General features: G+C 67.9%; 30 protein-coding genes and 1 tRNA gene. 18 read left to right on the forward strand and 13 right to left on the reverse strand.

Going from position 1 to position 23,754, the window contains the following annotated elements; translation table 11 throughout:
* The first annotated feature begins 1,265 nt into the window (after nt 1–1,265).
* The 3 genes from CLM62_RS49585 to CLM62_RS43925 all read left to right on the forward strand — a co-directional run bounded on the left by CLM62_RS49585 (nt 1,266) and on the right by CLM62_RS43925 (nt 3,412).
* Nucleotides 1,266–2,135: a hypothetical protein gene (locus tag CLM62_RS49585; protein WP_143659256.1), complete on the forward strand. Its 870-nt coding sequence runs from the start codon at nt 1,266–1,268 to the stop codon at nt 2,133–2,135.
* A gap of 80 nt (nt 2,136–2,215) precedes the next feature.
* The gene (locus CLM62_RS43920; RefSeq protein ID WP_218835673.1) at nt 2,216–2,605 is read left to right on the forward strand and encodes a TIR domain-containing protein; all 390 of its coding nucleotides are present in this window, start codon (nt 2,216–2,218) and stop codon (nt 2,603–2,605) included.
* Nucleotides 2,606–2,608: 3 nt separating this feature from the next.
* Nucleotides 2,609–3,412 carry a hypothetical protein gene (locus CLM62_RS43925; RefSeq protein WP_218835674.1) on the forward strand — a complete coding sequence of 268 codons (804 nt, stop codon included), beginning with the start codon at nt 2,609–2,611 and terminating at the stop codon, nt 3,410–3,412.
* Between the two features lie 328 nt (nt 3,413–3,740).
* On the opposite strand, the gene CLM62_RS43930 is transcribed toward CLM62_RS43925, so the two are convergent.
* Nucleotides 3,741–4,208, reverse strand: a complete 468-nt coding sequence (locus tag CLM62_RS43930; RefSeq protein ID WP_179382477.1) for an NUDIX hydrolase — start codon at nt 4,206–4,208, stop codon at nt 3,741–3,743.
* An 18-nt stretch (nt 4,209–4,226) separates the two neighbouring features.
* Here CLM62_RS43930 and CLM62_RS43935 point away from each other — a divergent pair, with 18 nt between their 5' ends.
* The 13 genes from CLM62_RS43935 (at nt 4,227) to CLM62_RS50520 (ending at nt 11,667) form a co-directional block, all read left to right on the forward strand.
* Nucleotides 4,227–5,006 (forward strand): GntR family transcriptional regulator, encoded by a 780-nt coding sequence (locus CLM62_RS43935; protein WP_095755492.1) that lies wholly within the window; start codon nt 4,227–4,229, stop codon nt 5,004–5,006.
* Between the two features lie 139 nt (nt 5,007–5,145).
* Nucleotides 5,146–5,502, forward strand: coding sequence for a hypothetical protein (locus CLM62_RS43940; protein ID WP_095755493.1), 357 nt, complete (start codon nt 5,146–5,148; stop codon nt 5,500–5,502).
* A gap of 2 nt (nt 5,503–5,504) precedes the next feature.
* A complete protein-coding gene (locus CLM62_RS43945) occupies nt 5,505–6,860 on the forward strand; it encodes an FtsK/SpoIIIE domain-containing protein (protein ID WP_095755494.1) in 1,356 nt (451 codons plus the stop codon).
* A gap of 82 nt (nt 6,861–6,942) precedes the next feature.
* Nucleotides 6,943–7,149 (forward strand): hypothetical protein, encoded by a 207-nt coding sequence (locus CLM62_RS43950; protein WP_095755495.1) that lies wholly within the window; start codon nt 6,943–6,945, stop codon nt 7,147–7,149.
* Nucleotides 7,149–7,811, forward strand: coding sequence for a DUF2637 domain-containing protein (locus CLM62_RS43955; protein ID WP_095755496.1), 663 nt, complete (start codon nt 7,149–7,151; stop codon nt 7,809–7,811). Before CLM62_RS43950 ends, CLM62_RS43955 begins: the two co-directional genes overlap by 1 nt.
* Nucleotides 7,812–7,832: 21 nt before the next feature.
* Nucleotides 7,833–8,024 carry a mobile element transfer protein gene (locus tag CLM62_RS43960; RefSeq protein ID WP_095755497.1) on the forward strand — a complete coding sequence of 64 codons (192 nt, stop codon included), beginning with the start codon at nt 7,833–7,835 and terminating at the stop codon, nt 8,022–8,024.
* Nucleotides 8,025–8,036: 12 nt separating this feature from the next.
* The gene (locus tag CLM62_RS43965; protein WP_095755498.1) at nt 8,037–8,192 is read left to right on the forward strand and encodes a hypothetical protein; all 156 of its coding nucleotides are present in this window, start codon (nt 8,037–8,039) and stop codon (nt 8,190–8,192) included.
* 24 nt (nt 8,193–8,216) lie between these two features.
* Nucleotides 8,217–8,531 carry a SpdD-like protein gene (locus CLM62_RS43970; RefSeq protein ID WP_095755499.1) on the forward strand — a complete coding sequence of 105 codons (315 nt, stop codon included), beginning with the start codon at nt 8,217–8,219 and terminating at the stop codon, nt 8,529–8,531.
* Nucleotides 8,532–8,621: 90 nt separating this feature from the next.
* Nucleotides 8,622–8,807, forward strand: a complete 186-nt coding sequence (locus CLM62_RS43975) for a hypothetical protein (RefSeq protein ID WP_095755500.1) — start codon at nt 8,622–8,624, stop codon at nt 8,805–8,807.
* Nucleotides 8,800–10,173, forward strand: a complete 1,374-nt coding sequence (gene repSA, locus CLM62_RS43980) for a replication initiator protein RepSA (RefSeq protein WP_095755501.1) — start codon at nt 8,800–8,802, stop codon at nt 10,171–10,173. The genes CLM62_RS43975 and repSA overlap by 8 nt, the downstream gene beginning before the upstream one ends.
* Before the next feature lie 2 nt (nt 10,174–10,175).
* Nucleotides 10,176–10,385, forward strand: a complete 210-nt coding sequence (locus CLM62_RS43985; RefSeq protein WP_095755502.1) for a helix-turn-helix domain-containing protein — start codon at nt 10,176–10,178, stop codon at nt 10,383–10,385.
* A complete protein-coding gene (locus CLM62_RS43990) occupies nt 10,385–11,572 on the forward strand; it encodes a tyrosine-type recombinase/integrase (RefSeq protein ID WP_095755503.1) in 1,188 nt (395 codons plus the stop codon). Before CLM62_RS43985 ends, CLM62_RS43990 begins: the two co-directional genes overlap by 1 nt.
* Nucleotides 11,551–11,667, forward strand: a tRNA-OTHER gene (locus CLM62_RS50520). Before CLM62_RS43990 ends, CLM62_RS50520 begins: the two co-directional genes overlap by 22 nt.
* A gap of 136 nt (nt 11,668–11,803) precedes the next feature.
* Here CLM62_RS50520 and CLM62_RS43995 read toward each other — a convergent pair.
* The 11 genes from CLM62_RS43995 to CLM62_RS44045 form a co-directional block, all read right to left on the reverse strand.
* Nucleotides 11,804–13,180 carry a tyrosine-type recombinase/integrase gene (locus CLM62_RS43995; protein WP_095755504.1) on the reverse strand — a complete coding sequence of 459 codons (1,377 nt, stop codon included), beginning with the start codon at nt 13,178–13,180 and terminating at the stop codon, nt 11,804–11,806.
* A 61-nt stretch (nt 13,181–13,241) separates the two neighbouring features.
* Nucleotides 13,242–13,427, reverse strand: coding sequence for an AlpA family transcriptional regulator (locus CLM62_RS44000; RefSeq protein WP_095755505.1), 186 nt, complete (start codon nt 13,425–13,427; stop codon nt 13,242–13,244).
* Between the two features lie 185 nt (nt 13,428–13,612).
* Entirely contained in the window at nt 13,613–14,758 is a 1,146-nt protein-coding gene (locus tag CLM62_RS44005) for a DUF3631 domain-containing protein (RefSeq protein WP_095755506.1), read from the reverse strand.
* Nucleotides 14,755–15,084: a hypothetical protein gene (locus tag CLM62_RS44010; protein ID WP_095755507.1), complete on the reverse strand. Its 330-nt coding sequence runs from the start codon at nt 15,082–15,084 to the stop codon at nt 14,755–14,757. The genes CLM62_RS44005 and CLM62_RS44010 overlap by 4 nt, the downstream gene beginning before the upstream one ends.
* Before the next feature lie 86 nt (nt 15,085–15,170).
* Nucleotides 15,171–16,106: a bifunctional DNA primase/polymerase gene (locus tag CLM62_RS44015; protein WP_257004439.1), complete on the reverse strand. Its 936-nt coding sequence runs from the start codon at nt 16,104–16,106 to the stop codon at nt 15,171–15,173.
* Between the two features lie 92 nt (nt 16,107–16,198).
* On the reverse strand, nt 16,199–17,983 hold the full coding sequence (locus tag CLM62_RS44020; RefSeq protein WP_257004440.1) for a MarR family transcriptional regulator: 1,785 nt from the start codon (nt 17,981–17,983) through the stop codon (nt 16,199–16,201).
* A 307-nt stretch (nt 17,984–18,290) separates the two neighbouring features.
* Nucleotides 18,291–18,602, reverse strand: a complete 312-nt coding sequence (locus CLM62_RS44025) for a hypothetical protein (RefSeq protein WP_095755508.1) — start codon at nt 18,600–18,602, stop codon at nt 18,291–18,293.
* Between the two features lie 18 nt (nt 18,603–18,620).
* Nucleotides 18,621–18,962: an RRQRL motif-containing zinc-binding protein gene (locus tag CLM62_RS44030; protein WP_095755509.1), complete on the reverse strand. Its 342-nt coding sequence runs from the start codon at nt 18,960–18,962 to the stop codon at nt 18,621–18,623.
* A complete protein-coding gene (locus tag CLM62_RS44035) occupies nt 18,962–19,972 on the reverse strand; it encodes a DUF2637 domain-containing protein (protein ID WP_095755510.1) in 1,011 nt (336 codons plus the stop codon). Before CLM62_RS44035 ends, CLM62_RS44030 begins: the two co-directional genes overlap by 1 nt.
* A complete protein-coding gene (locus CLM62_RS44040) occupies nt 19,969–20,265 on the reverse strand; it encodes a DUF6303 family protein (RefSeq protein ID WP_095755511.1) in 297 nt (98 codons plus the stop codon). The genes CLM62_RS44035 and CLM62_RS44040 overlap by 4 nt, the downstream gene beginning before the upstream one ends.
* Nucleotides 20,262–20,519: a DUF6284 family protein gene (locus CLM62_RS44045; RefSeq protein WP_095755512.1), complete on the reverse strand. Its 258-nt coding sequence runs from the start codon at nt 20,517–20,519 to the stop codon at nt 20,262–20,264. The genes CLM62_RS44040 and CLM62_RS44045 overlap by 4 nt, the downstream gene beginning before the upstream one ends.
* Before the next feature lie 445 nt (nt 20,520–20,964).
* Between CLM62_RS44045 and CLM62_RS44050 the strand changes: the two genes are divergently transcribed.
* Nucleotides 20,965–21,759 (forward strand): GntR family transcriptional regulator, encoded by a 795-nt coding sequence (locus tag CLM62_RS44050; protein ID WP_095755513.1) that lies wholly within the window; start codon nt 20,965–20,967, stop codon nt 21,757–21,759.
* Nucleotides 21,756–22,421 (forward strand): YdcF family protein, encoded by a 666-nt coding sequence (locus tag CLM62_RS44055; protein WP_095755514.1) that lies wholly within the window; start codon nt 21,756–21,758, stop codon nt 22,419–22,421. Before CLM62_RS44050 ends, CLM62_RS44055 begins: the two co-directional genes overlap by 4 nt.
* 644 nt (nt 22,422–23,065) lie before the next feature.
* On the opposite strand, the gene CLM62_RS49590 is transcribed toward CLM62_RS44055, so the two are convergent.
* A complete protein-coding gene (locus CLM62_RS49590; RefSeq protein ID WP_143659257.1) occupies nt 23,066–23,743 on the reverse strand; it encodes a hypothetical protein in 678 nt (225 codons plus the stop codon).
* Between the last annotated feature and the right edge of the window lie 11 nt (nt 23,744–23,754).

A 23,754-nucleotide genomic window follows, 5' to 3' on the forward strand; every position in this document is an offset into this window, starting at 1 on the left:
TGTGGTGGTGCAGAGGTGAGCTGCGTACAGGGGCGTTCACCTGCGTTCGTGAGCGGACGGGCCCCATGGCAAGCCCAGGCTGCGGTCCCGGCTGAACGCGATGAACGAGCCTGAATGAGACGGAAACTGAGATGGTGCCGCAGATCTTCGGAGACCGTCCGGCTACTGGTGGAGAGAGCGCTAGCATCACTTCTGGCGCCAGTCATAGCGACTTGGGGCCGTCCAGTCGCGGTTGCGCGGAAAACTCCGGGCAGCACGCCGTTGGTAGGGCGGTGTCGACGCACGTCCCCGACGCGGCACGCGGACCGCTTGGCGAGCGGAACTGGTTCCACACGCTCCCGAAACCCGACCAGAGATAACAACTGAATCGACCTGAGTCGTTGCGTCGGCACGAACTCAGTCCTTGTCCACGTGTAGCACGGTGGTCGGACTGAGCGTGCCTGCTGTCCGACCCTCATTGGAGAGGTATCGGACGTTGGACCAGCTCACCCTGTGGATCCTCGCGGCTTTCGGCCTGAGCAGCCTGTTGCTAGGCATGGGAGAGAAGCTTGCCGGCGAACTTGAAGCGTTCCTAGACGCTTGGAGCAGGCCGCTGCGACGCCTACGTCGCTGGTGCGCCCGCGCTCGCCGCAACCGTGAATAGGCGATGGAAGTGGGACGGCCTCCGACCTCAGCTTGGGAAGCTTGGGTTTCTTGGTGACGGCTGCTGCGCTGACCTGCGGCGAAGTGGCAAGGAGGGCCTGCCTGACCGTCGACCTGGTACCCGCCATTCCCCGCGGTTCCCCGCACGATCTGGCACGCACGCGGCACGTGGGCCTCGGTCGGTTGCGGCCAGTCGTTGACCATGTGCTTAGAAGATGCGGGCAACCCTTGGCAGGTCGACCCGATCGGCCTACGTCGGCACCGTGTTGGATTGCTGAATGCCGCTGTCGTCTGCCGTCGTTGCCGTCAGCGCTGCCGTCACTGCCGTCGGATGCGTCGTCGTGGACAGCCTGACATGCCCGTCTACTGATCACCGGTTCTGCTGACCAGCGGGACTGAAGCGGCCCGTGGCTCTGACCAGTTCAAATGCCGTGGGCCTCTGTCGTTGTTGGTCAGCGTCGGCTGGCCTTGGACGGCCCAGGGGTGACCCAAGCGGCCGGGCCGCAGGCGGGGGCGCGACTACGGATCAGGCTTCGACTGCCCGTAACGGCATGTCCGACTGGATGCCTCGCTGACCTCAGCTGTGGCAGTCTGCCTCGTGCGCCAGAGTGAGGGGGTAGCCCATGGCATACCAGGCCACGACGCTGCATTTGCTGATCTCCTGCCCGGGGGATATCACCAAGGAGGATCGGGAAGTGATCCATCGATCAGTGAATCGATGGAATTTCAACTACGGACAGCAATTCCAGCTAACAGTCTTGCCTATTTGGTGGGGGGAGCATGCTTCTGGAGAATTCGGCGAGCACCCTCAAGACATCATCAACAGGCAACTTGTTGACGGTGCTGATATGGCCCTTGCCATCTTCTGGGCCCGTCTGGGAACGAGTTCAGATCGGGCAGTCTCCGGAACATCTGAAGAGATTGAACGTATGGCACGCGCTGGCAAAACCGTGACCATTTTGCATTGCACTCGACCGGTTTCCAACGGCGACCTTGAGCAGCAAATCGCATTGCGCAACTACCTTAGAAGTCTCGAACCGAACGCCTTGGTGATGACTTACGCCAACGAGGCTGAACTGGTGAGCAGGGTCGACAATCTGCTGAGCAGACAGGCAACATTGTTCATGGCGAAAGCCTCTGGCGCGAAAACGCATACACCAGAGGAAGACCCCGGAGTTTGGCCGAGTGTGGACTTCAGAGAGAGGGTAGAAACGGATTCCAAGGGGAGGGTGCGTACTCGCCGATCTCACTACATCGTCCTCACGAACAAAGGGCGCACCCCAGCAATGAATGTGACTTTTTCCATCGAGCCAGACGATGGCATGATCCTACGTGACGACGACCAGGTGATCGATGTGATTGCTCCCGATTCGGAAATTCGGTTCCCGCTTGCGCTAACCATGGGTAGCCCGAGCCGATTCAACTGCACAGTCAAGTGGAAAGGGCTGGACGGAGAGGAAAGGGAAAACGTGGCTACCTTGCGCCCTGTCTAGCGCTAGAATCCTCCCGCTGGCTCCCCCGTGCCCATATTTGCACTGAGTGTTACGATACCTGCCGCTAGGAGAGGCGAGGTATGGACATGGAGCGCCCGAGGGCCTTTATCAGTTTCCGCATGGAAGATCGCTGGGCTCGGGACTTTCTGAAGGAACACGCGCGGAACGCAAAAGATGAGGTGGAGTTCATCGACTACTCCATTCAGGATCCTTTCGACTCATCATGGAAGAATCAGTGCAAGCTCAGGATTGCCGAGACGAAGGGAACCATCGTTCTGATTGGGGCGACTACATACCAGTCAGAGCCGGTAGAGTGGGAGATCAAAGAAACTCTTGAGCAAGGTCATAAAATTTTTGGGATTCAGGTGAATGATGGAGAAACTCATCCACTCCCGAAGGGTATCCCCCCGGAGAGTGTAATTCGATGGGACTTCACTCAAATTTCTTCACGGCTCTCGACCTGGGTGTGATGGATGAACTATCTTGAGCAGGTGGCCGCTGATATTCGGGCTGAGATTCCAGCCTCCGTCTTACCTCACGGCAACGTGGATGACTTGCTCAACATGTATGCGGCTCTCGCTTTTGCGAAAGGCGTTGATGTAACAGCTTCAGACGTACATGATGTTTGGAGCGCATGGCAGATGAAGCATGACCCTTCCCATGTCCATCTGCTTCCGTACGACCAGCTTCCCTCATCAGTGCAACAGCAGGACGCTGTTTATGTACTGGCCATTCGTAAAGTGGCCGAGCGGTTGACGAGCCAGGATCGGGTCACTCAGGCGTTGGTTCCGTATGGCCCTCCAACGACGGAAGAGGACAAGGAGCGACTTTTTGAACTGTACAAACTCATGGTGCAAAGCTCAGAAGGGCTAGTAGGTCGCCGTCAAGGCGTAAATACCTTCTTCATCACCGCAAATGGTGTGATGCTGACAGGGCTAGGATTCTTCATTAAGGCGGGTGGAAGCCAGATACTCAAGTCCGTTGGAGTTCTCGTGATCGCCCTGACGGGGCTGATCCTCGCCCACGCCTGGAAGAGCCTTATCGTCTCATTTGGGCAACTCAATACAGGGAAATTCGCGGTAATCAACCGACTTGAGCGGTTTCTGCCTGCGGCAATCTTCTACTCCGAGTGGGAGGCTCTAGAGCGGGGCCAGAACCCTAAGGTGTATCGCTCTTCCACGTCGCGTGAAATCTGGGCACCTCATCTGCTTACCGCTCTGTATGCGCTTGCGGCCGCAGGTGCCTCCCTAGTTGCTGTTGGTGTGTGGAAACCTTGAAGTGAAGGTCGGCGTAGCGGCTTTGGGCTGGAGCTGCTTTGGGGCGAGTGATCTTGGCCCCGTAAGCTGATGGCGAGTCGGGCAGTCTGTGGACCTGCCCGTTAAAGCACGACGTTGGGGCCAAGATCTTAGAGGCTCGCCCCAAAGTGGCTGCCTAAAGCCGTGGAGCCGACCGCCCCAGCCATAGAGGGTGTCTCCCACTTCATGCCCGCAGCCGCCGGGCGCGCCGCCGGGCGCGGCCAGCCGGGGCGCAGACAGGAGGCAGGCCGCGCCGCAGAGGCGGCGCGCGCCCGCGCCGTGCGCGGGCCTTGATGAAGTAGGGAAAGTTCTATCCCGCTGGGATGAGGCGCTTGCCGTCGTGGCTCCGAACGTGCGGGCCGTTGCCGTCCAGGGCATCCAAGAGCCTGATCGCGTAGACCTCGGACATACGCTCCGCGACCTCGTCGGGCGTAAGCCACGCGACGGCTGTCGACTCACTCGACGTGCGCTCGGTGCCGCCGCTGGGCTTGCAGCGGAAGACCAGGGCCACGATGCCCCGGGTCGTGTTCTTGTAGACGCCGGTGAGTTCGTCCACCTCGACGTGGATGCCTGTCTCCTCCAGGACCTCCCGGGCGACGCCCGCCTCGGGGGCTTCGTCGAGTTCGAGTACGCCGCCGGGAAGCTCCCAGGTGCCGTTGTCCGCGCGGCGGATCGCCAGGAGGCGGCCATCGTCACGCACCACTACTCCGGCCACAGAGACCGAGTGCAGTGGCATCGACGACCTTGCTTCCCGTGATGTACTCATGTACAGGAGCATAGGAGGCAGAGAAGGACTATGGGAACCGCAGTAGGAGGAGAGAGGTCCGTACCTCGGTACGTACAGATCGCCGACGAGATCGTGCAGCAGATCCGGGCCGGGGTTCTCAAGCCTGGTGACATGGTGCCAAGTGAGTCGGAGCTGGTCGACCGCTACGGCGTCTCGGGCGGCACGATCCGCAAGGCCATGGTCGAGGTACGCGCGAGCGGGCTCGTCGAGACCCGGCACGGCAAGGGCTCGATCGTGAAGGATCGGCCGCCGGTACGGCACCGCTCCTCCGACCGCTTCCGGCGCTCGCTCCGCCAGGGCGGCAAGGCCGCGTACCTCGCCGAGTCCGCGCAGTCTGGCGCCACCGCCAAGGTGAGCGTCCTCTACATCGGGCCGATGGAGGCCCCCGCGGATGCCGCCCAGCGGTTGGGCGTCCCCGCCGGCACTCAGGTGCTCGCCCGGCGACGCCTCTACTTCCGCAACGGCACGCCTGTCGAGACGGCGACGTCGTACCTCCCCTGGGACGTCGTGAAGGAGATCCCGGAGCTGTTCGCTGAGAACCCCGGCGGCGGTGGCATCTACGCCCGACTCGAAGACCACGGGCACGAGTTCGCCGAGTTCGTCGAGACGCTGCAAGCGCGTCCGGCCTCCAAGGCGGAGGCGTCCGAGCTGGCGCTCAGCCCGGGTGCGCCGGTGGTTCACCTGATCCGTGAGGCCCGTACGACCGAGGGTCTCGTCGTCGAGGTCTGCGACACCCTCATGGCCGCTGACCAGTTCGTTTTTGAGTACCGGATCCCCGCCGCCGACTGACGCACACTCAACTTCCCTCAGCCCGTCGCAAGTTCTTCATCGCGGCGGGTTGACTCATGTATAGGAGTCAGGCACTCTTCTTCATGTAACTCATATACATGAGTGACAGAGTCCAGCCTCTATAGAGGAGTGATCCGCTGTGCGTCAGATTCCCGTCGACACCTCCGCCGCGACCGTGATGGTCGCCAAGACCCCGCAGCCCAAGGTCAAGGACCGCCGTACCGGCGAGATCGCCACCGACGCCGAGACCGGCGCGAAGCTGATGACCGTCGACGTGATGTTCGCGGCGAACGACGAGGTCGAGATCCTGTCCATCACCGTCCCGGAGACCGGCATCTCCGGCGAGCTGACCATGGGCACGCCCGCCGCCCTCACCGGCCTGATCGCCCGGCCGTGGGAGAACGAGTTCAACGGGCAGAAGCGGCACGGCATCGCGTTCCGCGCGGTCGCCGTCACCTCGCTCGCCGACGCCGCACCGAAGTCCAAGGCGGCCTGATCATGACCTGGTTCATGGTCGCGCTGGTGCTGGTCGTCGCCACTGCGGGTCTCCTGCGGTGGCGGCGCCCCGCCTGGTACTGGATGACCTTCGGGGTCACCCTCGCCACGCTGCGCGTCCTGGTCCGCTACGGCTCGGTCATGGACGCCTGCGGGCTGACCGTCCCGCCCTCGCGCTGGCGCCTCACCCTCGCCCGGATCACCAACCGGCCCGCGCCGGAGTCCCGCCCGCCGCGCATCCTGCGGCTCCGGCCGACCCGAACCGGCCTGGTCCTGCGGCTGGGACTGCGGCCCGGACAGGACGCCTTCGACATCGCCGCCGCCTCGGACCGGCTGCGCCACTCGTTCTTGATGTACGGCGTCACCTCGCGTGAGGTGCGCTCCGGCGTCGTCGAGGTGCGGATGACCGGCTACGACGTGCTGAAGCGGGTGCAGATGCCGGCCAAGACCGACGCCCGCCCGATGCGGGTACCGGTCGCCCTGCGCGAGGATGGCTCAGTCCACTACCGCGACTACCGGGCGATACCTCACGCGCTCACCGTCGGCGCCACCGAGTCCGGCAAGTCCGTCTACCAGCGCAACCTGGTGGCCGGTCTCGCCGCTCAGGATGTCGCCCTGGTCGGCATCGACTGCAAGCAGGGTGTCGAACTGTTCCCGCTGGCCCGCCGCTTCTCCGCGCTCGCCGACAACCCCGACACCGCCGCCGACCTGCTGGACGCGCTGGTGTCCCACATGGAAGGCGTCTACCAGCTCATCCGCGCCGAACAGCGCATCACCTCCGACGTCCCAGACGCGAAGATCGCCGCCGACATCTGGGACCTGCCCGAACACCTGCGGCCGGTGCCGATCGTGGTCCTGGTCGCCGAGGTCGCCGAACTCGCCCTGTTCGCCAGCAAGGAGCAGGAGAAGCGGCGGGACCGCATCATCACCGCGCTCGCCCGCCTCGCCCAGCTCGGCCGTGCCGCTGGGATCTACCTGGAGATCTGCGGCCAGCGCTTCGGCTCCGAACTCGGCAAGAGCATCACCATGCTCCGCGCCCAGCTCACCGGCCGCACCGCGCACCGCGTCAATGACGAGACATCCGCCAACATGGCCTTCGGCGACATCTCCCCGGACGCCGTCCTGGCCGCCGTCCAGATCCCGGCCGACATGCGCGGCGTCGCCATCGCGGGCGACTCCACCGGCGGCTGGCACCGCATCCGCGCCCCGCACACCTCGCTCCGGCAGGCCGTGAACGTCTGCAACCGGCACGCCGACCGCACTCCGGACCTGCCCGAACTGGCGCCCTTCCGGCCCGCGTTGACCAGCATTTCCGAGGCCCCGGTGCCGCTGTCCAAGACGGCTCCCGCCACGGCCTGACCTTCCCCGCTCCACGGTCGGCGCGACCGCTTTTCGCCAGGTCCCTACCTCCGCCATGCCCGATGAAGGGAGAGCACCCGCCATGTGCCCCGACTGCGAGGACTTCGCCCGCACCGTGCTGCTGCTCGGTCAACTCGCCCTGTACGCCGACATGACCGGCGCAGACCTCGACTTCGTCGAAGCCGTCAGCACGTCCCTGGCCGTCTCGCTGCCCGAGCCGCCGCCCGGCACCTTCCCGCCCGGCTACGACCCCAACGACGGCCCCGGCTACCCGGGCGAGGGCTCCTGATGGCCGCCCGTCATGGTCTGCGCGTGGATGCCGTCCTGGTCCAGGCGGTCATCGCCGGGGCCCTGTCCTTCGCCCACCTGCACGACCTGGCCGCCGCTGCCGGACAGGACGGCTGGAAAGCCTGGGCCTACCCGGTCTCGGTCGACCTGCTCCTGGTCGCCGCCTGGCGACGGCTGCGCTCGGAGGGGCCGTCCCGGCTGGCCTGGTGCTGGTTCCTGATCGCCCTGTTCGCCTCACTCGGTGCCAACGTCGCCACCGCCGGATTCCTCGACCTGGCCGACCCGCCTGCCCTGCTGCGCCTCGGCGTCGCCGGATGGCCCGCCCTGGCCTTCCTGGGCGGAACGCTCCTGGCCCACTCCGCCGAACACCGGGTGCCGGATCCGCCGGCATCTGCCCCGGCCCCGGAACCCGACGCCATCGCGGACCCCGAGCCGAACCCTGAGCCGGAGCCCGCACCCGCTCCGTCCGAGGAAGCCCCGGCCCTCCCGGCCGCCGCACGGGCGCCTGCCCCCGCGGTTCCCCCTGTCCTCGTCGAGCACGCCCGCAAGGTCGCCGCCGAGTACCGCGACCGCACCGGCGCCCCGATCGACACCGACACCCTGCGTGCCCGCCTCGGCGTCCCGCCACAGCTCGCCGACGCCATCGCCGCCCAACTCACCTGACAGGAAGGAGAACCACCCGCCATGCCTGCCCGCGACCACTTCCACTCGCTGATGCAGATCGGCCCCGTGCAGATCGGCACCCACCGCGACCGCAACGGCCAGACCAAGCACGCCGCCGTGTGCACCGCCGACCGCTGCGGCTGGTCCGCCGACTACACCAGCCAGACCGCCGCCCAGCTCGCTGCCCGCACCCACCGCTGCCGCGTCCGCTAGGAGACCACCGTCATGGACGTCCCGCTCTGGCTCGCCCTGCTCGTCATCGGCTACCTCGGCGTCAAGCTCATCCGCCCGCCCGCGTGGCTTATCGCGGTGCTTCTCCTCGGCGGCTTCCTGCTCGCCGACAGCATCCTTGCCCCCGCCATCAACAGCCTCGTCAAGTAGCCCGCCTCAGAAGGGAGTTCAACCATGCTCCGCCCCAAGATCCCGACCATGCCTGAACCGACCGGCCTCGTCACACCGCCCGCACCGGTCACCGATCAGTCCGCCCCGGTGGCGCCGACACCGGCCCCCGCTCCGGCCGTGCCCGCGTCGCCCCGTCCCACGGTGCAGCTCACCCCCGGAGCCGTGATCGCCCTCGTCGGCAGCGGCACCGCCGTCGTCCTGGTCGTCGGCGCCGTACTCGTCTCCATGCTCCTCGCGGTCGCCATCACCGGCGCCTCGGTCGCCGTATGCGCCGTCGTCCTCCGCTCGATGCTCGCGACCGAGAACAAGCACCGCTGACCGGCCCCCGGGCGGCCTCGATACCGCCAAGCATCCACCGCCCGGGAGCCGTGCCCACTCCGATCCCGTGGAACCGAAGGAACCCCCAGCATGACCGACCGCACCACACCGCTGCCCCTCATCTGCCCCCACTGCGACGGTTTCGCCTCCGCCGCCGTCACCCTCGGCGGCCGCGACCGGCACGGCCACGTGCGCACCATCGCCGCGCACTGCCCGGCCTGCCACGGCACCGGCATCACCCGCACCCGCCGCACGTGGGAGGGCGCCCGTGCCTGACACGCTGCTCGACCCGACCACCCTCGGCGACCTGCTGAGGGTAGCTTCGGCCGACGACTACGCCCGCTGGGAAGACCAGATCCGCCGCACCGGCGGCTGCTCCGACCCGATCCACCTGACCGGCTGGACCCTGCACAAGGACAAGACCACCGGCGAGACCCTGCACCACTACTCCACCGAGAACGAGCCGGGCGGCCGTCTCCGCGTCGCCTGCGGCAACCGCCGGGCCTCCCGCTGCCCGGCTTGCGCCTGGACGTACGCGGGCGATACCTACCACCTGATCCGCGCAGGCCTGGGCGGAGACGACCGCCGCGACATTCCCGCCACGGTCCGCGATCACCCCCGCGTCTTCGCCACCCTTACCGCCCCCTCCTTCGGCCCGGTCCACAATCGCCCCGACCATGGCACCTGCCGCTGCGGCACCCACCACCCCGCCGACGACCCCGCACTCGGCACCGCCCTGGACCCGGCGTCGTACGACTACGCGGGCGCGGTCCTCTTCAACAACCACGCGGGCGATCTGTGGCAGCGCTTCACCACCCGCCTGCGTCGCGAGATCGCCGCCCGCGCCGGACTCACCCGCCGCGAACTCGCCGACCACGCCCGCGTCTCGTACGGCAAGGTCGCCGAGTTCCAGAAGCGCGGCGCCCTGCACTTCCACGCCGTCATTCGCCTCGACGGCCCGGAAGGCCCCGACACCCCTCCGCCCGCCTGGGCAACGGTCGACCTCCTCGCCGACGCGATCCGGGCAGCCGCAACGCACTCGTACACATCGGTCTCCACTCCGGCCGCCGACGACCAGCCCACCCGCACCTTCCGCTGGGGTGCGCAGCTGGACGTTCGACCGGTCAAGGCCTTCGGTGACGGCTCCGACATCACCGAACAAGCCGTGGCCTCCTACGTCGCCAAGTACGCCACCAAGGCGGCCGAGAACACCGGCACCCTCGACCGCCGCATCGGCGAACTCTCCGAACTCGACCGCCACCAGGTCCCCGACCACACCCGCCGCCTGATCGAAGCCTGCAAGGCGCTCGATGCGCTCTATCCAGACCGCCGCCTCTGGGCCTGGGCCCACATGCTTGGCTTCCGGGGCCACTTCAGCTCCAAATCCCGCCGCTACTCGACCACCCTCGGCGAACTCCGCCAGGCCCGCGCCGACTTCCGCGCCGCCCAGGAGCGTGAAGCCCTCGGCCTGGAGGACCGCGAACCGGACACCGTGCTCGTCCTCGCCGACTGGCAGTACGTCGGCCACGGCCACACCCCCGGTGAATCCGCCCTCGCCGCGACCATCGCCCGGAATCTGCAGACCAACCGCGAAACCGCCCGCGAAGCACTCGCGGCCCTACCTGTCGAGGGGGAGTGGTGACCATGGACCGTTTGCTCACCGTGCAGCAGGTTGCCGAACGGCTTGGCACGGGCGTCCGTTTCCCGCGGCGTCTCATCGAGGAACGACGGATCACCTTCGTGAAGGTCGGCCGACACGTCCGCATCCCTGAGCAGGCTGTAGACGCGTTCGTGGACGCCAACACGGTGGAACCGGTCGTACTGCGGCCGACGGGGCTCAGGAGGGTCGCCTGATGGCTGGCAAGCGCAAGTCCCGTCGGAACTTCGGCAGGATTCGCAAGCTCCCCTCTGGTCGCTTCCAGGCTCGCTATCCGGGGCCTGACGGCGTGCTCCGTCCCGCCGACCGGACGTTTGCCACGTCGACGGACGCTGATCGCTGGCTCGCGAAGAAGCGGATGGAGATCGAGGAAGGCCGCTGGCTGGACCCCCTTGAAGGTCAGACGACCGTACGAGACTGGGCGGCTCGCTGGCTGGCTGCGGTCTCTCCTCAGCTCAAGCACAAGACGCAAGCGTCATATCGGTCGCTGATCAACTCGCTGGTCAATCCCGCACTGGGTGACCGTGAGCTGTCGAGCCTCCGGCCGATCACTGTGACTGAGTGGGTCGCCGGCATGCGGACCAAGGGACTCAGCCCGTCGCGTATCCGGCAGGCGTACCGAGTCCTGTCCCAGATCATGCAGTCCGCAGCCGACAACGACATGATCGCGCAGACCCCTTGCCGGGGTGTGAAGCTGCCCCGGATGCCGCAGACAGAGCCGCACATCCTCACGCCGCTCGAAGCCTCTCGGCTCGTACGGAGCGCCGAGAAACCGCATGACCTGCTGATCGCTCTTCTTGCCTTCGCGGGCCTGCGCGTAGGTGAGGCCTTCGCCCTGCGGCGCACGGACATCGACGTGCCGGGCGGCCTCGTTCTCGTGGATGAGAACCTTGCCGAGGCGAACGGCGCCCTGGTCTTCGACACCCCCAAGTCTCATCAGAAGCGGCTCTTGCGCATCGCACCGTCGCTCGCGAAGCGGTTGGGGAAGCACGTGGAGACATTGCCCGGCGGGGGTGACGCGCTGCTGTTCACCACGCCTGCGGGCAAGCCCCTGCGCTACAACCAGTGGCGCAAGGCGTACTTCGATCCGGCGGTGTCGGCGGCCGGTCTGTCCGACGTGACCCCGCACGATCTCCGCGCCTCGCACGGAACTTGGGTCGCCGACCGGTACGGCGTAATGACGGCCGCTCATCGGCTCGGCCACTCGAACGCGAGCGTGACCACGCGCCACTACGCCCGGCCGGTCGCCGGTCGTGATGATCAGGTGGCCGCAGCGTCGGACTCCTGGTTCAACGGGCACGATCTCGACCGGAGGGACCATGGGGCACGTAGCGGGCACGACGACGATGACGACGGCCCGGCGGGGGCGCTCGTACCCGTCTGACCTGCGGTGGAGACCACGGCGCCCTTGATCGCCGAAAGGTCTTGAAAACCGTCGTGGCAGCGATGTCACCGTGAGTTCGAATCTCACCGCCTCCGCAGCAGGTCAGAAGCATGCAGGTCAGAAGGGGTGCCACTCTCCGGAGCGGCACCCCTTCTGCATGCACCCTGTCTCACCCTGATTCGGCGGTATCCCACCTCTGACCAGTGCGTGCGGCCAACCTGCGGCCAGGATTCACGGCGTCTCGGCTTCCCCCTCGTGCTCTGCCAACCCCTGCTCGATCAGCGCGTTCATCTTCGCTTCCTCGCCGTCCAGCACCTTGGCGTAGTAGCGCTGGAGAACGGCCACGCTCTGACCGGCTCGCCGGGCGGTCTCGGCGAGGCTCACCCCTGAGCGGAGCCAGAACGACACGCAGGCGTGCCGCAGGTCGTACGGGATGGCTGCCAGCGGAGAGGTCACCTGTGCGGGGGTGAGCGCCTTACGGCGGGCTTCCTTCCACACGGCGCCGTACTCCTGCGACCGGACCGGGCCGCCGCGTACGGCACTGAACAGTCGCCCCTCGGGCGTGGTCCCGAACGCTTCGAGGTGGGCCCGCAGTATGGCGACCAGGACAGGCGGAATCGGCACGGGCCGCACTGCGCGGTGGGCACGGTGCTTCAACTGCCGTTCCTCGTACGGTTTCCCGTCGTCGGTCCACGCGGAGCCCACCTGCGGACGGGCGCCGGCGAGCATGAGCCGCCCCCACCCTTCGTTGGGTAGTTCGCACTGGTCAGCGCTCAGCATGGACACCTCTTCCGGGCGCATCGCCGCGTAGTAGATGCACCCGAAGAACGCGACCAGGTGAGCACCGCGCGGTCCCTGCGCACGGACCGCGTCCAGCAGCGCCCGTGCCTGTGCAGGCGTGGCGACGCTGCGCACGTCCAGTTCCTCCACCGCCTTGGGCGTCTCCCAATGCACGCGGAGCAGGGGGTTCCCGGGCAACAACTCGTGCTCGACGGCCAGGCGCAGGCAGTTGCTGAACACCGCGCGGCGACGCCGGAACGTGTTCGCGGCGGCTGGCTTCCCGTCCTGCCGCTTGGCCAGGTGTTCCAGCACCGTGCGCACGCGCTTGGCGTTGTCCAGGTCGACCACGGCCGGCGCGTTCCGTTCCACCCACGCCAGGGCCTTGGCCTCCGCTCCCGGCACCTCCTGATCGTGGCGGCCAGCGTTGAAAGCCCACTGGTAGAGGGAGCGGCGCAAGAGATCGTCTGCCGGGCGCCCTTTTCCTGCCGGACACAGAGCCATCGTTGCGATGGTCAGGCTCTCCGCGATGCTCGCCCGGTGCTTGGCCGCCGCAGTCGGCCACTTGCGTGCGGCGTGCGCGCGAGCGTGGGCGTACCAGCTCGTACGGTTCCGCTCGCGCACCTCCGAGACCGGGAGACCTGTCTCCGTGTCGAACGGCTCGCCCTTACGGGTCGCCGTCAGCAGCTCTGCCCGCCGGGCGTCCGCGAGGGTCTTGGTTGCGAACTTCTCCTGGTGCTCTGTCCCGTCCACCTGCCAGCGAAGTTGGAACGGAGCGGCCTTGCTGGGACGCTTGCGGATGCTCCAGACGCGCACGTCGTAGCTGTGCATTGGTCTCCTCATGAGAGAGGGACCCCGCAGTACAGCGGGGTCCCTCGGGGTCGGGCAACGTTCAGGCGCTCATCTCGTGCTTCGCCCACCACGCATCCAGGTCACTGCGTCGACAACGGAGCTGCCCGTTCGGCAGTTTGATGAGCTTGGGAGCCTCACCACGGGCGCGCATGCGGTAGAACGCGGCTCGGCTCATCTTGATCTCCTTGAGGACTTCGCGGAGTTCGAGCTTCTCGGTGCTCGGCAAGGTCGTGACTCCTTCTCAGGGGGAGCTGTCCCGGGGGCCTCTCTCAGGGGCCGCTACGTCCGCTACCGCCGCTACCGTGCAGGTCAGGGGCCTGTTTGAGGTAGCGGGAAGGGGTAGCGGTAGCGGATGGGTAGCGGCGGGGTAGCGGCTGGCGATGCCGGTTGCCGCTACCCCCCCGTTGCTGGTCAGGCCATGTTTTCCGTGCCGGGTAGCGGAGGTAGCGGACTTTCCGGGGGTGGGGGGCAGTAGCGGGCCCACGCGTCCCAGAGATCGGCGGCGTAGTAGCCCTTGAGGACGCTTCCGGCGGTCTTGATGTTGCGGGAGGTGATGGGCTCGTTGTCGGCCGTCATGTACTCCGCGAGCATCTTCGACAGGCGCCGGTTGTCGAGCGGCTTGCCGTGGAGGTCGGCCCATGGGGCGTCGTCCAGGGCGTTGAGCCTGTCCAGGATGGCGACGGTGGGCAGGCGGTCGATGCCGACCATGACGTGATCGCGCAGGTCGGTCAGCAGCCGGACACCCAGGCTGCCCTTGTCGTTGACCTTGGATGCGGTCACCAGGGCCACGCATGCTGCGCGCGCCCGCTCGGGCCACTGGCCGCCAGCGGCGTCGGCGACGGCGAGCAGGGGTTCCCACACGTCCGCTGGCCGGTCGGTCACCCCGTCGGGCATGTCCGGCCATGCGCCCATGACGAACCCGCGTGCCTGCTCCGCCCATTCGGCGAGTCGGTCACGGAGCTTGTGCCCCTCGGCTTCGTGGATGCGGGCCCGGAAGGGCTCTACCTTCTCGTTCCGTGCCCGGCGTCGCATGCGGATGATGACGGAGCGGCTCAGAATCGTGTCGGGCAGCGATCCGAGACCGGCGACGGCCACGCCGCAGTAGGAGGGGAAGGCTTGCACGGTCTGCTGTCCGCCGTCTCCGATGCACCGGTAGGTGACCCCGGTACGGCGGTGTCCGGCGTTGAGGAACCCGCGCAGTTCCTCGTTGTCCCCCGCCTTCGGGCCGAAGACGGTGTCAATCTCATCGAACAGGATCGTCGGCTTGCCGTTGCCCCCGGAGACGGACCGGAACAGCGCGGCGGCGGAGGCGTTGACGGCGGTCATGGGCTGTGGCACGAGGGTTTCCACGATCTCCAGCGCCCGCGTCTTGCCCGACCCCGGCTCGGGGGAGAGGAAGGCGATCCGGGGGGTGGAGTCGAAGCAGTCGAGCAGGTGGGCGTGCGCGTCCCACAACGCCACGGCCACGTAGGCGGCCTCGGTGGGGAAGACGTTGAAGCGGCGATGGAAGGCTTCCACCTCGTTGAGCAGCGCGGCGCCGTCGATGGGGGCGGTCATGCGGCGGCCCTCCCTTCGGTGGGTGCGGCGAGAACTCCCGTGCAGGCGGATCGGTGGGCGTCGTACTCGGCGACCAGCGCGGCCACAGAGTCAGGGCCGGTGGCGGTGCCGGTCTGCCCGCAGGCGCAGGCGTAGGCGGCGGTGGGCAGGGCGCCGGGGCGGGTGGACCAGCGGGCGCCGTCGTAGTGGTGCCGGTAGACCGGCGGGGCGAAGATCCGGATACCGGGGGTGTCCGGTGTCGGGTCGGCGGCCGGTCGCACCGGGGACCGGTTCGAACGAAGTGCAGTGACGACGCCCTTGCGGGCGGCGCCTTTCGGCTCGCCCACGGCCGATGCGTCCACAGGCTGTGGAGCGACCGGCGGCCGGTGGGTGGTGTCGGTGGGGCAATCCAGGCGGGGGGAGTCGGGGGCGGTCATGAGGCTGCCTGCCGTGGTGTGGCGTGGGAGATGACCCAGTCCATGGCGCTGCGGATGGTCGTGCGGCACTCGGCCGGCGGCAGTCCGCTCGCCTCCCCCGCCCCCTGGATTGCCTGCTCTGCCACATCGCGCGGGAGGTCGCCCCACGCGACGAAGCGGGCCACCTTGCAGGCGCTGCGGTGCAGGGTGTTGTTGCGGCCGTTCGGCCCGCCCTCGGTCGTCGCGGCGATGACCGCGCATTCCCGTTCCAGCGCCACGCGAGCGGCTCGCGTGCCGTCCCGCAGAGGGGCCAGGTCCACGACGGTGGGCTTGGGTGGCTCGGTGAGCAGCGCGGCCAGCCACGCCGGGAGCGGTGCGACCGGAGCGTCGTCGGTGACCTCGTACGTCCCGTCGGGGGTGGTGCTGCCGGGGGCGACGACGTAGCCGCCCCAGGCGCGGGTGTCGATGTGCGGCCCGAGCCGGTTCGCGCTGTTCTTCAGCCGCACCCCGGTGGGGGCGGTGAAGTACAGGTGCGATCCTCCGCGTGCGGTCCGCACCCGGTAGGTGGTGGGGACGGTCTGCCCGGTGCGCTCGCAGAGCGCCGCAAGGGAAGTTGCGCCGTCAGGCGCTCCTTTTGGCTCTTCGGGCTTGAGTACGTCCAGGTCGATGACGAGCAGTCCGGCCGGTCCCGTGGCGATGCCCACGTTGTAGGGGCGGGCGCCCCATGTGGCGTGGATCAACTCAGGGTTGGTCGTGGCGCGCTGCTCGGGCTTGCGGTGCCCGTTCGCACAACGCCCGGTGCGCGGGCATGCGCGCTCGGGGTGTCCGGCCGGACGCTTCGCCCACGGGTGCAGGGGGATGACGGGCCAGTCGCGCTCAGCGGCGGTCAGCGCGGAGGCGAGTAAGGGCAGACGGGCCGGATCTGCGGTCATGAAGGTGCCGGGTTGGGGCATGCTGGATGTCTCCAGTTCGATTGAGCGTGCTGGATTGGCGGCGGCCCCGGTTCTTGGCGGAAGGGGGCCGCCGTTGTCGTGCGTCGGGGAGTTCAGGCGGCGGCGGTGTCGTCGCCGCGCGTGGTGGTCAGTCGGCCGTCCTGGGCGCGGACGGCCATGCCGCCGGTGGTGAGGGTTTTGACGGCCTTGGACACGGAGCCCTTGGACAGGCCCGTGATCGTGGCCAGGTCCTTCTGGAGGACCGGTTCGTTGGCGGTCTCGATGGCCTTGAGGACGCGGGCGACGGCGCTGTCCGTGGCGGGCTCATCCGGCGCCGTGGTCTTGACGAGGGTGAGCGTCGGGGCGCCCGCGGCTTTCACTGTGGGAGCGACCGTGCGGGACCAGGGGGTGCGGTCGGGCAGGGCGATGACGACGGCCTTGTCCATGTAGCGGACCTTGACCGGGTCGGGCTTGCGCTTGCCGTCCCGGATCAACGCCACACCCGGCACTGGGAGTTCGTCGGCGTTCCAGCCCTTGGCCTGTGCGTCCTCCCCGAGCACCACGCGGGCTTCGGCCGGCGTGCGCACCGAGAGGCAGATGGCAATGCCGATCTGCGGGGCGATCTGCTTGGGGATGCCGTCACCGATGGTCGGCTTCTGCGTCATCCACCACAGATCGATGCACGCCGCGCGGCCCATCCGCGCGATGGACTCCAGCCCCGGCAGAGCCGACCGGTTCACGGTGCGGGTCTTGCCGTCACTGGTCTCGGTCTCGTACGGGACCTTGTCGGCGGCCGTCATGACCTCGGCACCCTCGTCGACGACGACCGTGATGCGCGGCCGGTCCGCCGTGGGGGTCCACGTGTCCTGGCCCTTGGGCAGGATGCTGAGCCGTTCCAGCATCTCCGTCTCCAGCTCGTCAACCAGGTCGACGACGTCACGGGGCGTGGAGGCGACGCGGGCACGGTGGTCCCACAACCGGCCCTCCACCCGCTTGAGGTCGATGATGGCCAGCGCGTTCGCCTCCCCCTCGGAAGCGTCGAACAGCAGGGGCCGGGAGGCGACCGACTTACCGGCGCCGGAGCGTCCGGCGATCAGCAGTCGTTCCCCGAGCGGCACCGTGACCGCGTCGCCGGTGACGGTGTCGACTCCGAGGGAGCGTCGTTCGGGCGTCCACGCCAGGTCGTCGCCGTCGGCCGCGCTGCGGGTGCGCAGGATCAGTTCCGCCCACCCGCCGCGCTTGCCTGCCTTGATCTGCATGCGCAGGGTGGTGCGGGCCCCGAGCAGCGCCCGCACGTGCTCCTCGGCACTGCGGAGCTTGCTGGGGGTCCACTGGCCTTCGAGGCGGACGGCGCACACGATGCCCGACTCGGTCAGTGTCGGCCGTCCGGTCAGCGTGCCGGTGAGGCCGCGCTGTTCGGCGTGCTCCTTCCAGTGCTGCGGCTGGAGTCGCTTGAGCAGCGCGGCCTCTTCCGCGTTGGGCTTGAGCCCGTCGTCGTCGCGGTCGCGCACGATGGCCCACACGATCGCGGCCGTGATGGCGGCGGCCACGGCGACGGCTGACCACAGCCACACCCGAGCCGGTACGGACGGCAGCCAGATGTATCCGGCGACGGCCGCACCGATCGCGGTCTTGGACGCGAACAGCCACAGCGGGTCGGGCACCCGCCGCTTGGCGCTGCGCAGCTCCCGTTCCGCGCGGTGGCGGATGGGGGTGACGCCCTCGGGGTCGATGGCGCGTGCGGTGGCGAGCGCGCGCTTGGCGTCGCGCACCAGGGGCTTGCGGTCGGCGCGCAGGGCGCGGCGGCGCTCGGCTTCCTTGCGCCAGTGATCGGCCGTCCAGCGGGCGGCGGTTGCTGCGTACTGGCGGTGGGTCCGCCAGACTTGGGAGTGGCTCACGGGTTCCTCATTTCCGGGATGGTGGGTCGGTGGTGACGGGCCCTGCGACGGCCCGTCACCACACGCGCGCGTTACGCGGAGTGAGCGTGTTTCCGGTTTCCTCGGTTTCCGAGGCGGCCCCTAAGCGCGTGCGCGCGAGGACGGAAACTTCCGTCACGCAGCGTCGCTACGGGGTCTCTCGCGGCCCGGCACGCTTCGGGGGGTGTCAACCCATACGGAAGGGGTGTCAGGCGCTCTACGCGCCGCCTACGGCTCCCGCCCCCGTTCCAGGGCGGGCGGAAGCCGTAGGCGGACGCTCGGGCATGGATCAGTTGCTCTTCGAGCGGGCGAGTTTGAGGGTGATGCCGCCGATGCCGATCGGCCCGGCGGTCTGGGCGATGACGGTGACCGTGTGTGCGGCGGCGTCGAGCAGCGCACACAGCGCGGCGACCAGTCCCCAGCCGCCCATGGCGGCTGCCCCGGCGACGACGACCGGGAACAGGTAGTGGCGCAGCGCGCGTCCGGTCGGGTCGGTGGCGTGAACGACGATGACGACGGGTTGTCCGGTGGCCTCGGCGCGGCGGTAGGCGTCGGCGGGTATGTGCGGGGCGACGATCCCCGGCGGGTCACGGTGGGCCATCAGGGCTCTCCCTCGGGATCAGTTGGAGTCGGCGCAGGGGACACAGGCACCGAGCGAGGTGGGGATGACGTATCCGGCATCGCGCCGACAGGAAGGGCAGATCCGCCGCGCACGGTTGGCGCGGGCGAGCGCGGCCCACCGTCCCGGCGTCATCGGCCGGACGGGCTTGGCCGCGTCGATGCGGTAGAGGTAGGCGACCAGCGGGCCCCGCCGTCGGCGGGGACGCTGGAGTTCGGCGGCCACGTCCTGACCACCCGGACGCAGCCCCATCGCGCGGAGCTGCCGACGGGTAGCCAGACCGTCAGGGGCGAGCCGCCACCGGTACACAGGAAGAGACCCACTGGCCGATGCCGTGGTCATCAGCGACCCGTGCCGGCCAGATCAACCGGAACGCCGTTGACGGGCCCACGGAGTTCGGCGTACCGGGAAGAGACCCACCCGACCGACCAGCCGCACAGCTCGGCAGCGGTCCGCACCGACAGGCCCTCGGCATGGGCGGCGGCCACGATGGCGCGCGCGTCGTCCTCGGGCAGCTTCTCCGTGGCGGGGCCGCCGGACAGCAGCGCGGCCCGTTCACGCGCGGCCCGCTGCTCCCGCTCAGCCTGCTCACGACGCTCCCGCTCCAGACGCTCGGCCCGCTCCCGCTCAGCGCGTTCGGCGGCCTCCCGCTCACGGCGTTCACGCTCCCGCTCACGCTGTTCACGCTCGCGCTCCAGGCGTTCACGCTCCTCGCGCTCGGCACGCTCGCGAGCCTGCTCGCGCTCGCGTTCCTCGCGCCGTGCGGCAGCTTCCCGCTCGGCCTGTTCACGGGCCATGAGCGCTTCGTGCTCACGCTGTTCACGCGCCAGCGCCGCAGTGTGCTCGCGTTCCTCGCGGGCCCGCCGCGCGGCCTCGTCACGCCGCTCGGCAGCCGCGCGTTCGCGGGCTTCCCGCTCGGCTTGCTGCTTGGCCTCCAGCGCCACCACGGCGGCGGTGATCGCGCGCCGGTAGGCGAGTCCGGTCTCTGCCGTGACGATCAGCAGCAGCGGCGCGACCGCGTGCACAGCCACGCCCACCAGGTCGTTTTTCAGTGCGGAGTCGGCGACGTTGAGGGCGAGCGTCATGCAGCCGGTCATCCACCGCAGGGCGATGGGCCACCGTCCGCCGTTGCCCCCCAGCCGGGCGAGCACCGCATCCAGCCGGACCACGATGACCACGGCGGCATCCACCACGAGGGGAAGGATGGGCGCGGTCCAGTCCCACTTGTCGGGGGTGTGCTCGGCCGCGAGGGGAGTGACGGTGAGGATCGAGTAGAGCATCGCGCCCGCCACGATCAGCCACGTGCCAGCCGACAGCGCCCGCTCCGCTGAACGGATCTGAACGGCGTTCATGCGCTCACCTCCGACCATGAACGGACCCGGATCGCGGCGATCAGCACGACCGGGGAGGCGGGGTCGTCGGGGTTCTCGCTGTCCTCGGTCCACGTCCACTCAGCGCCCGGTACCGGCTCGAACCCGAGCACGCTGAGCGCGTCCGTGCGGTCCGTGAACGTCGGCACCGTGCGCCCGAACCGGTGCTCCGGCCACCTCTCGGTGGTGTTCATCAGCACCACGTACAGACGCCAGCGGCCCTCACGAACGGACATCTGCGCGGTGAACTCCCGCGCGCTCTTCTGTCCGCTCACGCCGCGCCGCCCCGGTGCGCCTCGGTGGCCTGGTTCGCCAGCGCGGTGAGGAGCCGACGGCGGGCCCGGCGGATACGCCGGATGTCCAGCTCCGTGGGGGTGCGGTCAAGCGTGATGATCTGCGCGTCCAGCAGGTCAACGTCCGCAAGGATCACGGGCATCTCCCGCTCGATCGCGTCCAGCTCCGCATTCGTCGGCTCCATGAAGTCGGCGAACGCGGTAACAGCGTCCTGAACAGTGACGATGTGGCTCATTGGGTCGTGTTCCTCTCAGGTGGAACGGCCCGAACAGCACCCCCCCGGAGTTGCCCCTCCGGGGGGTGCGCGCCGTTCTTGGAGAAAGCCGCGTGTCACACGCGGTGCGGCCACTGAGCAGCGGCCGAAGTGCCCCGGACCGGACTCGAACCGATCGGGTTGCCGTACGGGGCACGCCGGTCTTCTCCGCCTTGTTTCCGACCCCTTCGGGCAGGCGGACCACGGGTTACCGGCAGTTCCCTGTGTGAAGTTCTCAAGGCGCTTGCGCTTCCTTCGAGCCCGTTTCACGGAGCCCTCCGGTCGACATAGGAGCAGCCCAATAGGGACGCTCCGGGCTCGCTGTCCTAGGACTGCGGGCTGTTGAGTAAGACCATGCCGCACAGTCCCAGGACTGTCAACAGTCCTGGGACTGTGCTTCACTGGTCGAAGTCGAGAGGAGTGCTGCATGGCGCCTAAGTGGCGAGAGCTTGCGGACCGACTGGCCGAACAGATCAGGAATGGCGAGTACGCGCCCGGTGCCCAGTTGCCGCAGATCAGGGACCTAGTGGAAGCGGGCGAAGGCTCGAAGTCCACGGTCCATGCGGCCTACAAGGCGTTGGAAGCCGAAGGGCTGGTCACGTCGTCGCGTGGACACGGCACGGTCGTCCGTGAGCGGGCCCCGCTCAAGCGGCTCGGTATCGCGCGATACGACAAGGCCAAGTGGCGGGACGGCGATGAAGTGGCGTTCATCGCGGACCGCGTGGCGTCCGGACGTACATACAAGCGGAACGAACAGACTCAGACCGTCAGCCGTGTGCCGGCGTCGGCCGCCGTCGCTCAGGCGCACGGTCTGCCGGAAGGTGCGGAGGTCTACGCACGTGCGCGCGTGGTCAAGGAAGGCTCGCAGCCGACGCACACGCTGACCAGCTACTACCGTCTTGAGCACGTGGAAGGGACGCGCATCGTCGACCCGACACCGGGGCCCGCCGGCCGGGGCGGTGGCTTCCGTGTCCTGTACGACGCCGGATACGAGATCGACCACATGCAGGAAACGCTGTTCGCGCGGATCCCCACGGCGGATGAAGCCCAGCTCCTTCAGCTCGCGCCGGGCGAATGGGTGGTGGAGCTCCACCGGACGACCTACACGGCCGACGGCACCGTGGTGGAATTCGCGATCGGCGTTCACGCGGCGACACGCTTCGCATGGACGTACGACTTCAAGGTTCCCGACTCAGCGAAAGTGGAGGACGAGAGCAAGTGATCTCAGCACAGGCATGGGTCGACGCTCAACGGCTCTGGGACTTCCAGCAGATGGGCCACGACGTGCGCCCATGCTCTGTCGCGATCGGACTCGGCAGTCATGACCTCGGAGTCGCAGACACAACCGCTGATCTCTACCACCGCGGCATGGTGCCGCTGATCGTCTTCACCGGGGCGACCAGCCGCACCACGCGCGAGCGCATGCCTCGTGGAGAGGCCGAGCACTACCGCAAGCGTGCAATGGAGCTGGGGGTGCCGGCCGATGCGATCCTCGTTGAGCCGCGGGCCCGGAACACGGGGGAGAACATCCGCTTCTCCCGCGCGCTACTCGAAGAGCGCCAGGCCCCTGTGTCATCCGTCCTGCTGATCAGCAAGCCGTACGAGGAACGACGGGCTTATGCGACCGCGCGCAAGCTGTGGCCTGGAGTCGAGTGGCTCAGCGCGTCCACCCGCATGACCCTGACTGAGTACGTCGATTCCATCGGGGACGCGCGTCTAGTGATCGACATGTTGGTCGGCGCGCAGCAGCGGCTCATGATCTACCCGCAGCAGGGATTCATGATCGAGCAGCACATTCCCGATGACGTGGCCGCAGCGTACGAGCGCCTGCGCGACGCCGGTTTCACGAGCCGACTCGTGCCGGACACCGCAGAACGGAAATGACGGCGTCGAGTGAGCCTGTGGTGCGCGCTGTGGCCACCTCCTGGCCAGCATGGGGTGCCACGCGCGCTCTGCAGAGCGATAGGCGCAGGTCAAGCAAGGTTCTGGTGTGGAGAACCGGCTGGTCTTAGAGGCCACCCTGTCCGCGCGCGGTAAGACTCTCCCTACTTCATCAAGGCGCTCCTGCCGCGCGCGGCGCGGCGGCGCGCGGCCCGTCGTCCTGGCCGCCGCTCCTGTCTTCGCCCCGCTCCGGCCCGGCAGTCGGCCACGCGCTCAGCGGTGGGTGTGGCGGGGGTGAACCCCGCGGGGGCGCGGGCGGCGAGTTCCGTGCACGTCAGAACGATGCCTCCGGCGGGGGCGCAACGACGCCGGGATGGACGGGGGCTGCAGGCGGGTGCGGGCACGTCGTGGCGGGCGTGGGGAGCTGCTATCCCGTGTGTCGTCGACCCAGGCGAAGCCGAGCAGACACGGGTCCTGGCGTCCAGGTCGTTCGTACAGTGGCGCGCTCCACCTGGACGCCAGGACCCGCGCCCGCTCCACGTACGTGTGGGTCGACGGCACACGGGATAGCAGCTTGGGGAAGGCGGTGGGCAGGGGTACGGGGGTCAGCAGCCAGCGCGAGGGGCCAGACCTCGCGATATCAAGCATTAAAGAGCATCAGTGATCGCTTGAAGGTCCTTACTGCGCCTTCCGGGCAGGCCGAGCATATATCTCAAATTCTTTAGGTTGACCTCGGCGCATTCCCTCACTTCGGGATCTTCCCGTAGAGTCTCCCAATGGCCCGGAGGAGATAGTTCCCCTGGAAGCGAGATGAGAATCACATCTGATCTGACTGACGCTTTCGCATCAAAATGCAGCTCAAGCGTGAACCGAAAGATGACTCCGTCGGCGTATGGGTTTTCAGTGTCCAATCCGGCTTCAATCCTGACGCGGGTCGCTTCGTTCGGCTTCAGATAGTCGTGCATTTCCGTCGATATTTCAAATCTCGACTTCTTGGGAGATGTTGGAAAGGTCATCTTGTACGTGCTCGATACCGGAAGGGGGGCTCCCTCGAGGCAGGGGTCGATTTTTCGCCAGTCACTTACCTGCGCGATCACCCTCTTTAGTACGGATGTTTTTTTGCCGATGTTTCGAATCTTCACGTCCAGGAACACGGCCTCCACTCCGCGCTCTTCTGTGCTGACGTCCACAAGTTCTAGCTTCGACAATCCGCTTGTATCTGCCTCCGGGCTTGCGGTGTGAGGTGTCGGCTCCGGGGGCGGTTCCGCAGGTTCGAGAACATGCGTCAACAGGATGGCTGCTAGTGTGCCTATAAACGCGATCAACGCCGCAATGA

This window comes from Streptomyces sp. SA15 (assembly GCF_002291145.1).
Taxonomy (GTDB): domain Bacteria; phylum Actinomycetota; class Actinomycetes; order Streptomycetales; family Streptomycetaceae; genus Streptomyces.

Excerpts from the sequence above, each read along its gene's own strand:
- CLM62_RS49585 (WP_143659256.1), top strand. The coding sequence starts at position 1,266 with ATGGCATACCAGGCCACGACGCTGCATTTGCTGATCTCCTGCCCGGGG.
- CLM62_RS43920 (WP_218835673.1), top strand. The coding sequence starts at position 2,216 with ATGGACATGGAGCGCCCGAGGGCCTTTATCAGTTTCCGCATGGAAGAT.
- CLM62_RS43925 (WP_218835674.1), top strand. The coding sequence starts at position 2,609 with ATGAACTATCTTGAGCAGGTGGCCGCTGATATTCGGGCTGAGATTCCA.
- CLM62_RS43930 (WP_179382477.1), bottom strand. The coding sequence starts at position 4,208 with ATGCTCCTGTACATGAGTACATCACGGGAAGCAAGGTCGTCGATGCCA.
- CLM62_RS43935 (WP_095755492.1), top strand. The coding sequence starts at position 4,227 with ATGGGAACCGCAGTAGGAGGAGAGAGGTCCGTACCTCGGTACGTACAG.
- CLM62_RS43945 (WP_095755494.1), top strand. The coding sequence starts at position 5,505 with ATGACCTGGTTCATGGTCGCGCTGGTGCTGGTCGTCGCCACTGCGGGT.
- CLM62_RS43950 (WP_095755495.1), top strand. The coding sequence starts at position 6,943 with ATGTGCCCCGACTGCGAGGACTTCGCCCGCACCGTGCTGCTGCTCGGT.
- CLM62_RS43955 (WP_095755496.1), top strand. The coding sequence starts at position 7,149 with ATGGCCGCCCGTCATGGTCTGCGCGTGGATGCCGTCCTGGTCCAGGCG.
- CLM62_RS43960 (WP_095755497.1), top strand. The coding sequence starts at position 7,833 with ATGCCTGCCCGCGACCACTTCCACTCGCTGATGCAGATCGGCCCCGTG.
- CLM62_RS43965 (WP_095755498.1), top strand. The coding sequence starts at position 8,037 with ATGGACGTCCCGCTCTGGCTCGCCCTGCTCGTCATCGGCTACCTCGGC.
- CLM62_RS43970 (WP_095755499.1), top strand. The coding sequence starts at position 8,217 with ATGCTCCGCCCCAAGATCCCGACCATGCCTGAACCGACCGGCCTCGTC.
- CLM62_RS43975 (WP_095755500.1), top strand. The coding sequence starts at position 8,622 with ATGACCGACCGCACCACACCGCTGCCCCTCATCTGCCCCCACTGCGAC.
- CLM62_RS43985 (WP_095755502.1), top strand. The coding sequence starts at position 10,176 with ATGGACCGTTTGCTCACCGTGCAGCAGGTTGCCGAACGGCTTGGCACG.
- CLM62_RS43990 (WP_095755503.1), top strand. The coding sequence starts at position 10,385 with ATGGCTGGCAAGCGCAAGTCCCGTCGGAACTTCGGCAGGATTCGCAAG.
- CLM62_RS43995 (WP_095755504.1), bottom strand. The coding sequence starts at position 13,180 with ATGCACAGCTACGACGTGCGCGTCTGGAGCATCCGCAAGCGTCCCAGC.
- CLM62_RS44005 (WP_095755506.1), bottom strand. The coding sequence starts at position 14,758 with ATGACCGCCCCCATCGACGGCGCCGCGCTGCTCAACGAGGTGGAAGCC.
- CLM62_RS44015 (WP_257004439.1), bottom strand. The coding sequence starts at position 16,106 with ATGCCCCAACCCGGCACCTTCATGACCGCAGATCCGGCCCGTCTGCCC.
- CLM62_RS44025 (WP_095755508.1), bottom strand. The coding sequence starts at position 18,602 with ATGGCCCACCGTGACCCGCCGGGGATCGTCGCCCCGCACATACCCGCC.
- CLM62_RS44030 (WP_095755509.1), bottom strand. The coding sequence starts at position 18,962 with ATGACCACGGCATCGGCCAGTGGGTCTCTTCCTGTGTACCGGTGGCGG.
- CLM62_RS44035 (WP_095755510.1), bottom strand. The coding sequence starts at position 19,972 with ATGAACGCCGTTCAGATCCGTTCAGCGGAGCGGGCGCTGTCGGCTGGC.
- CLM62_RS44045 (WP_095755512.1), bottom strand. The coding sequence starts at position 20,519 with ATGAGCCACATCGTCACTGTTCAGGACGCTGTTACCGCGTTCGCCGAC.
- CLM62_RS44050 (WP_095755513.1), top strand. The coding sequence starts at position 20,965 with ATGGCGCCTAAGTGGCGAGAGCTTGCGGACCGACTGGCCGAACAGATC.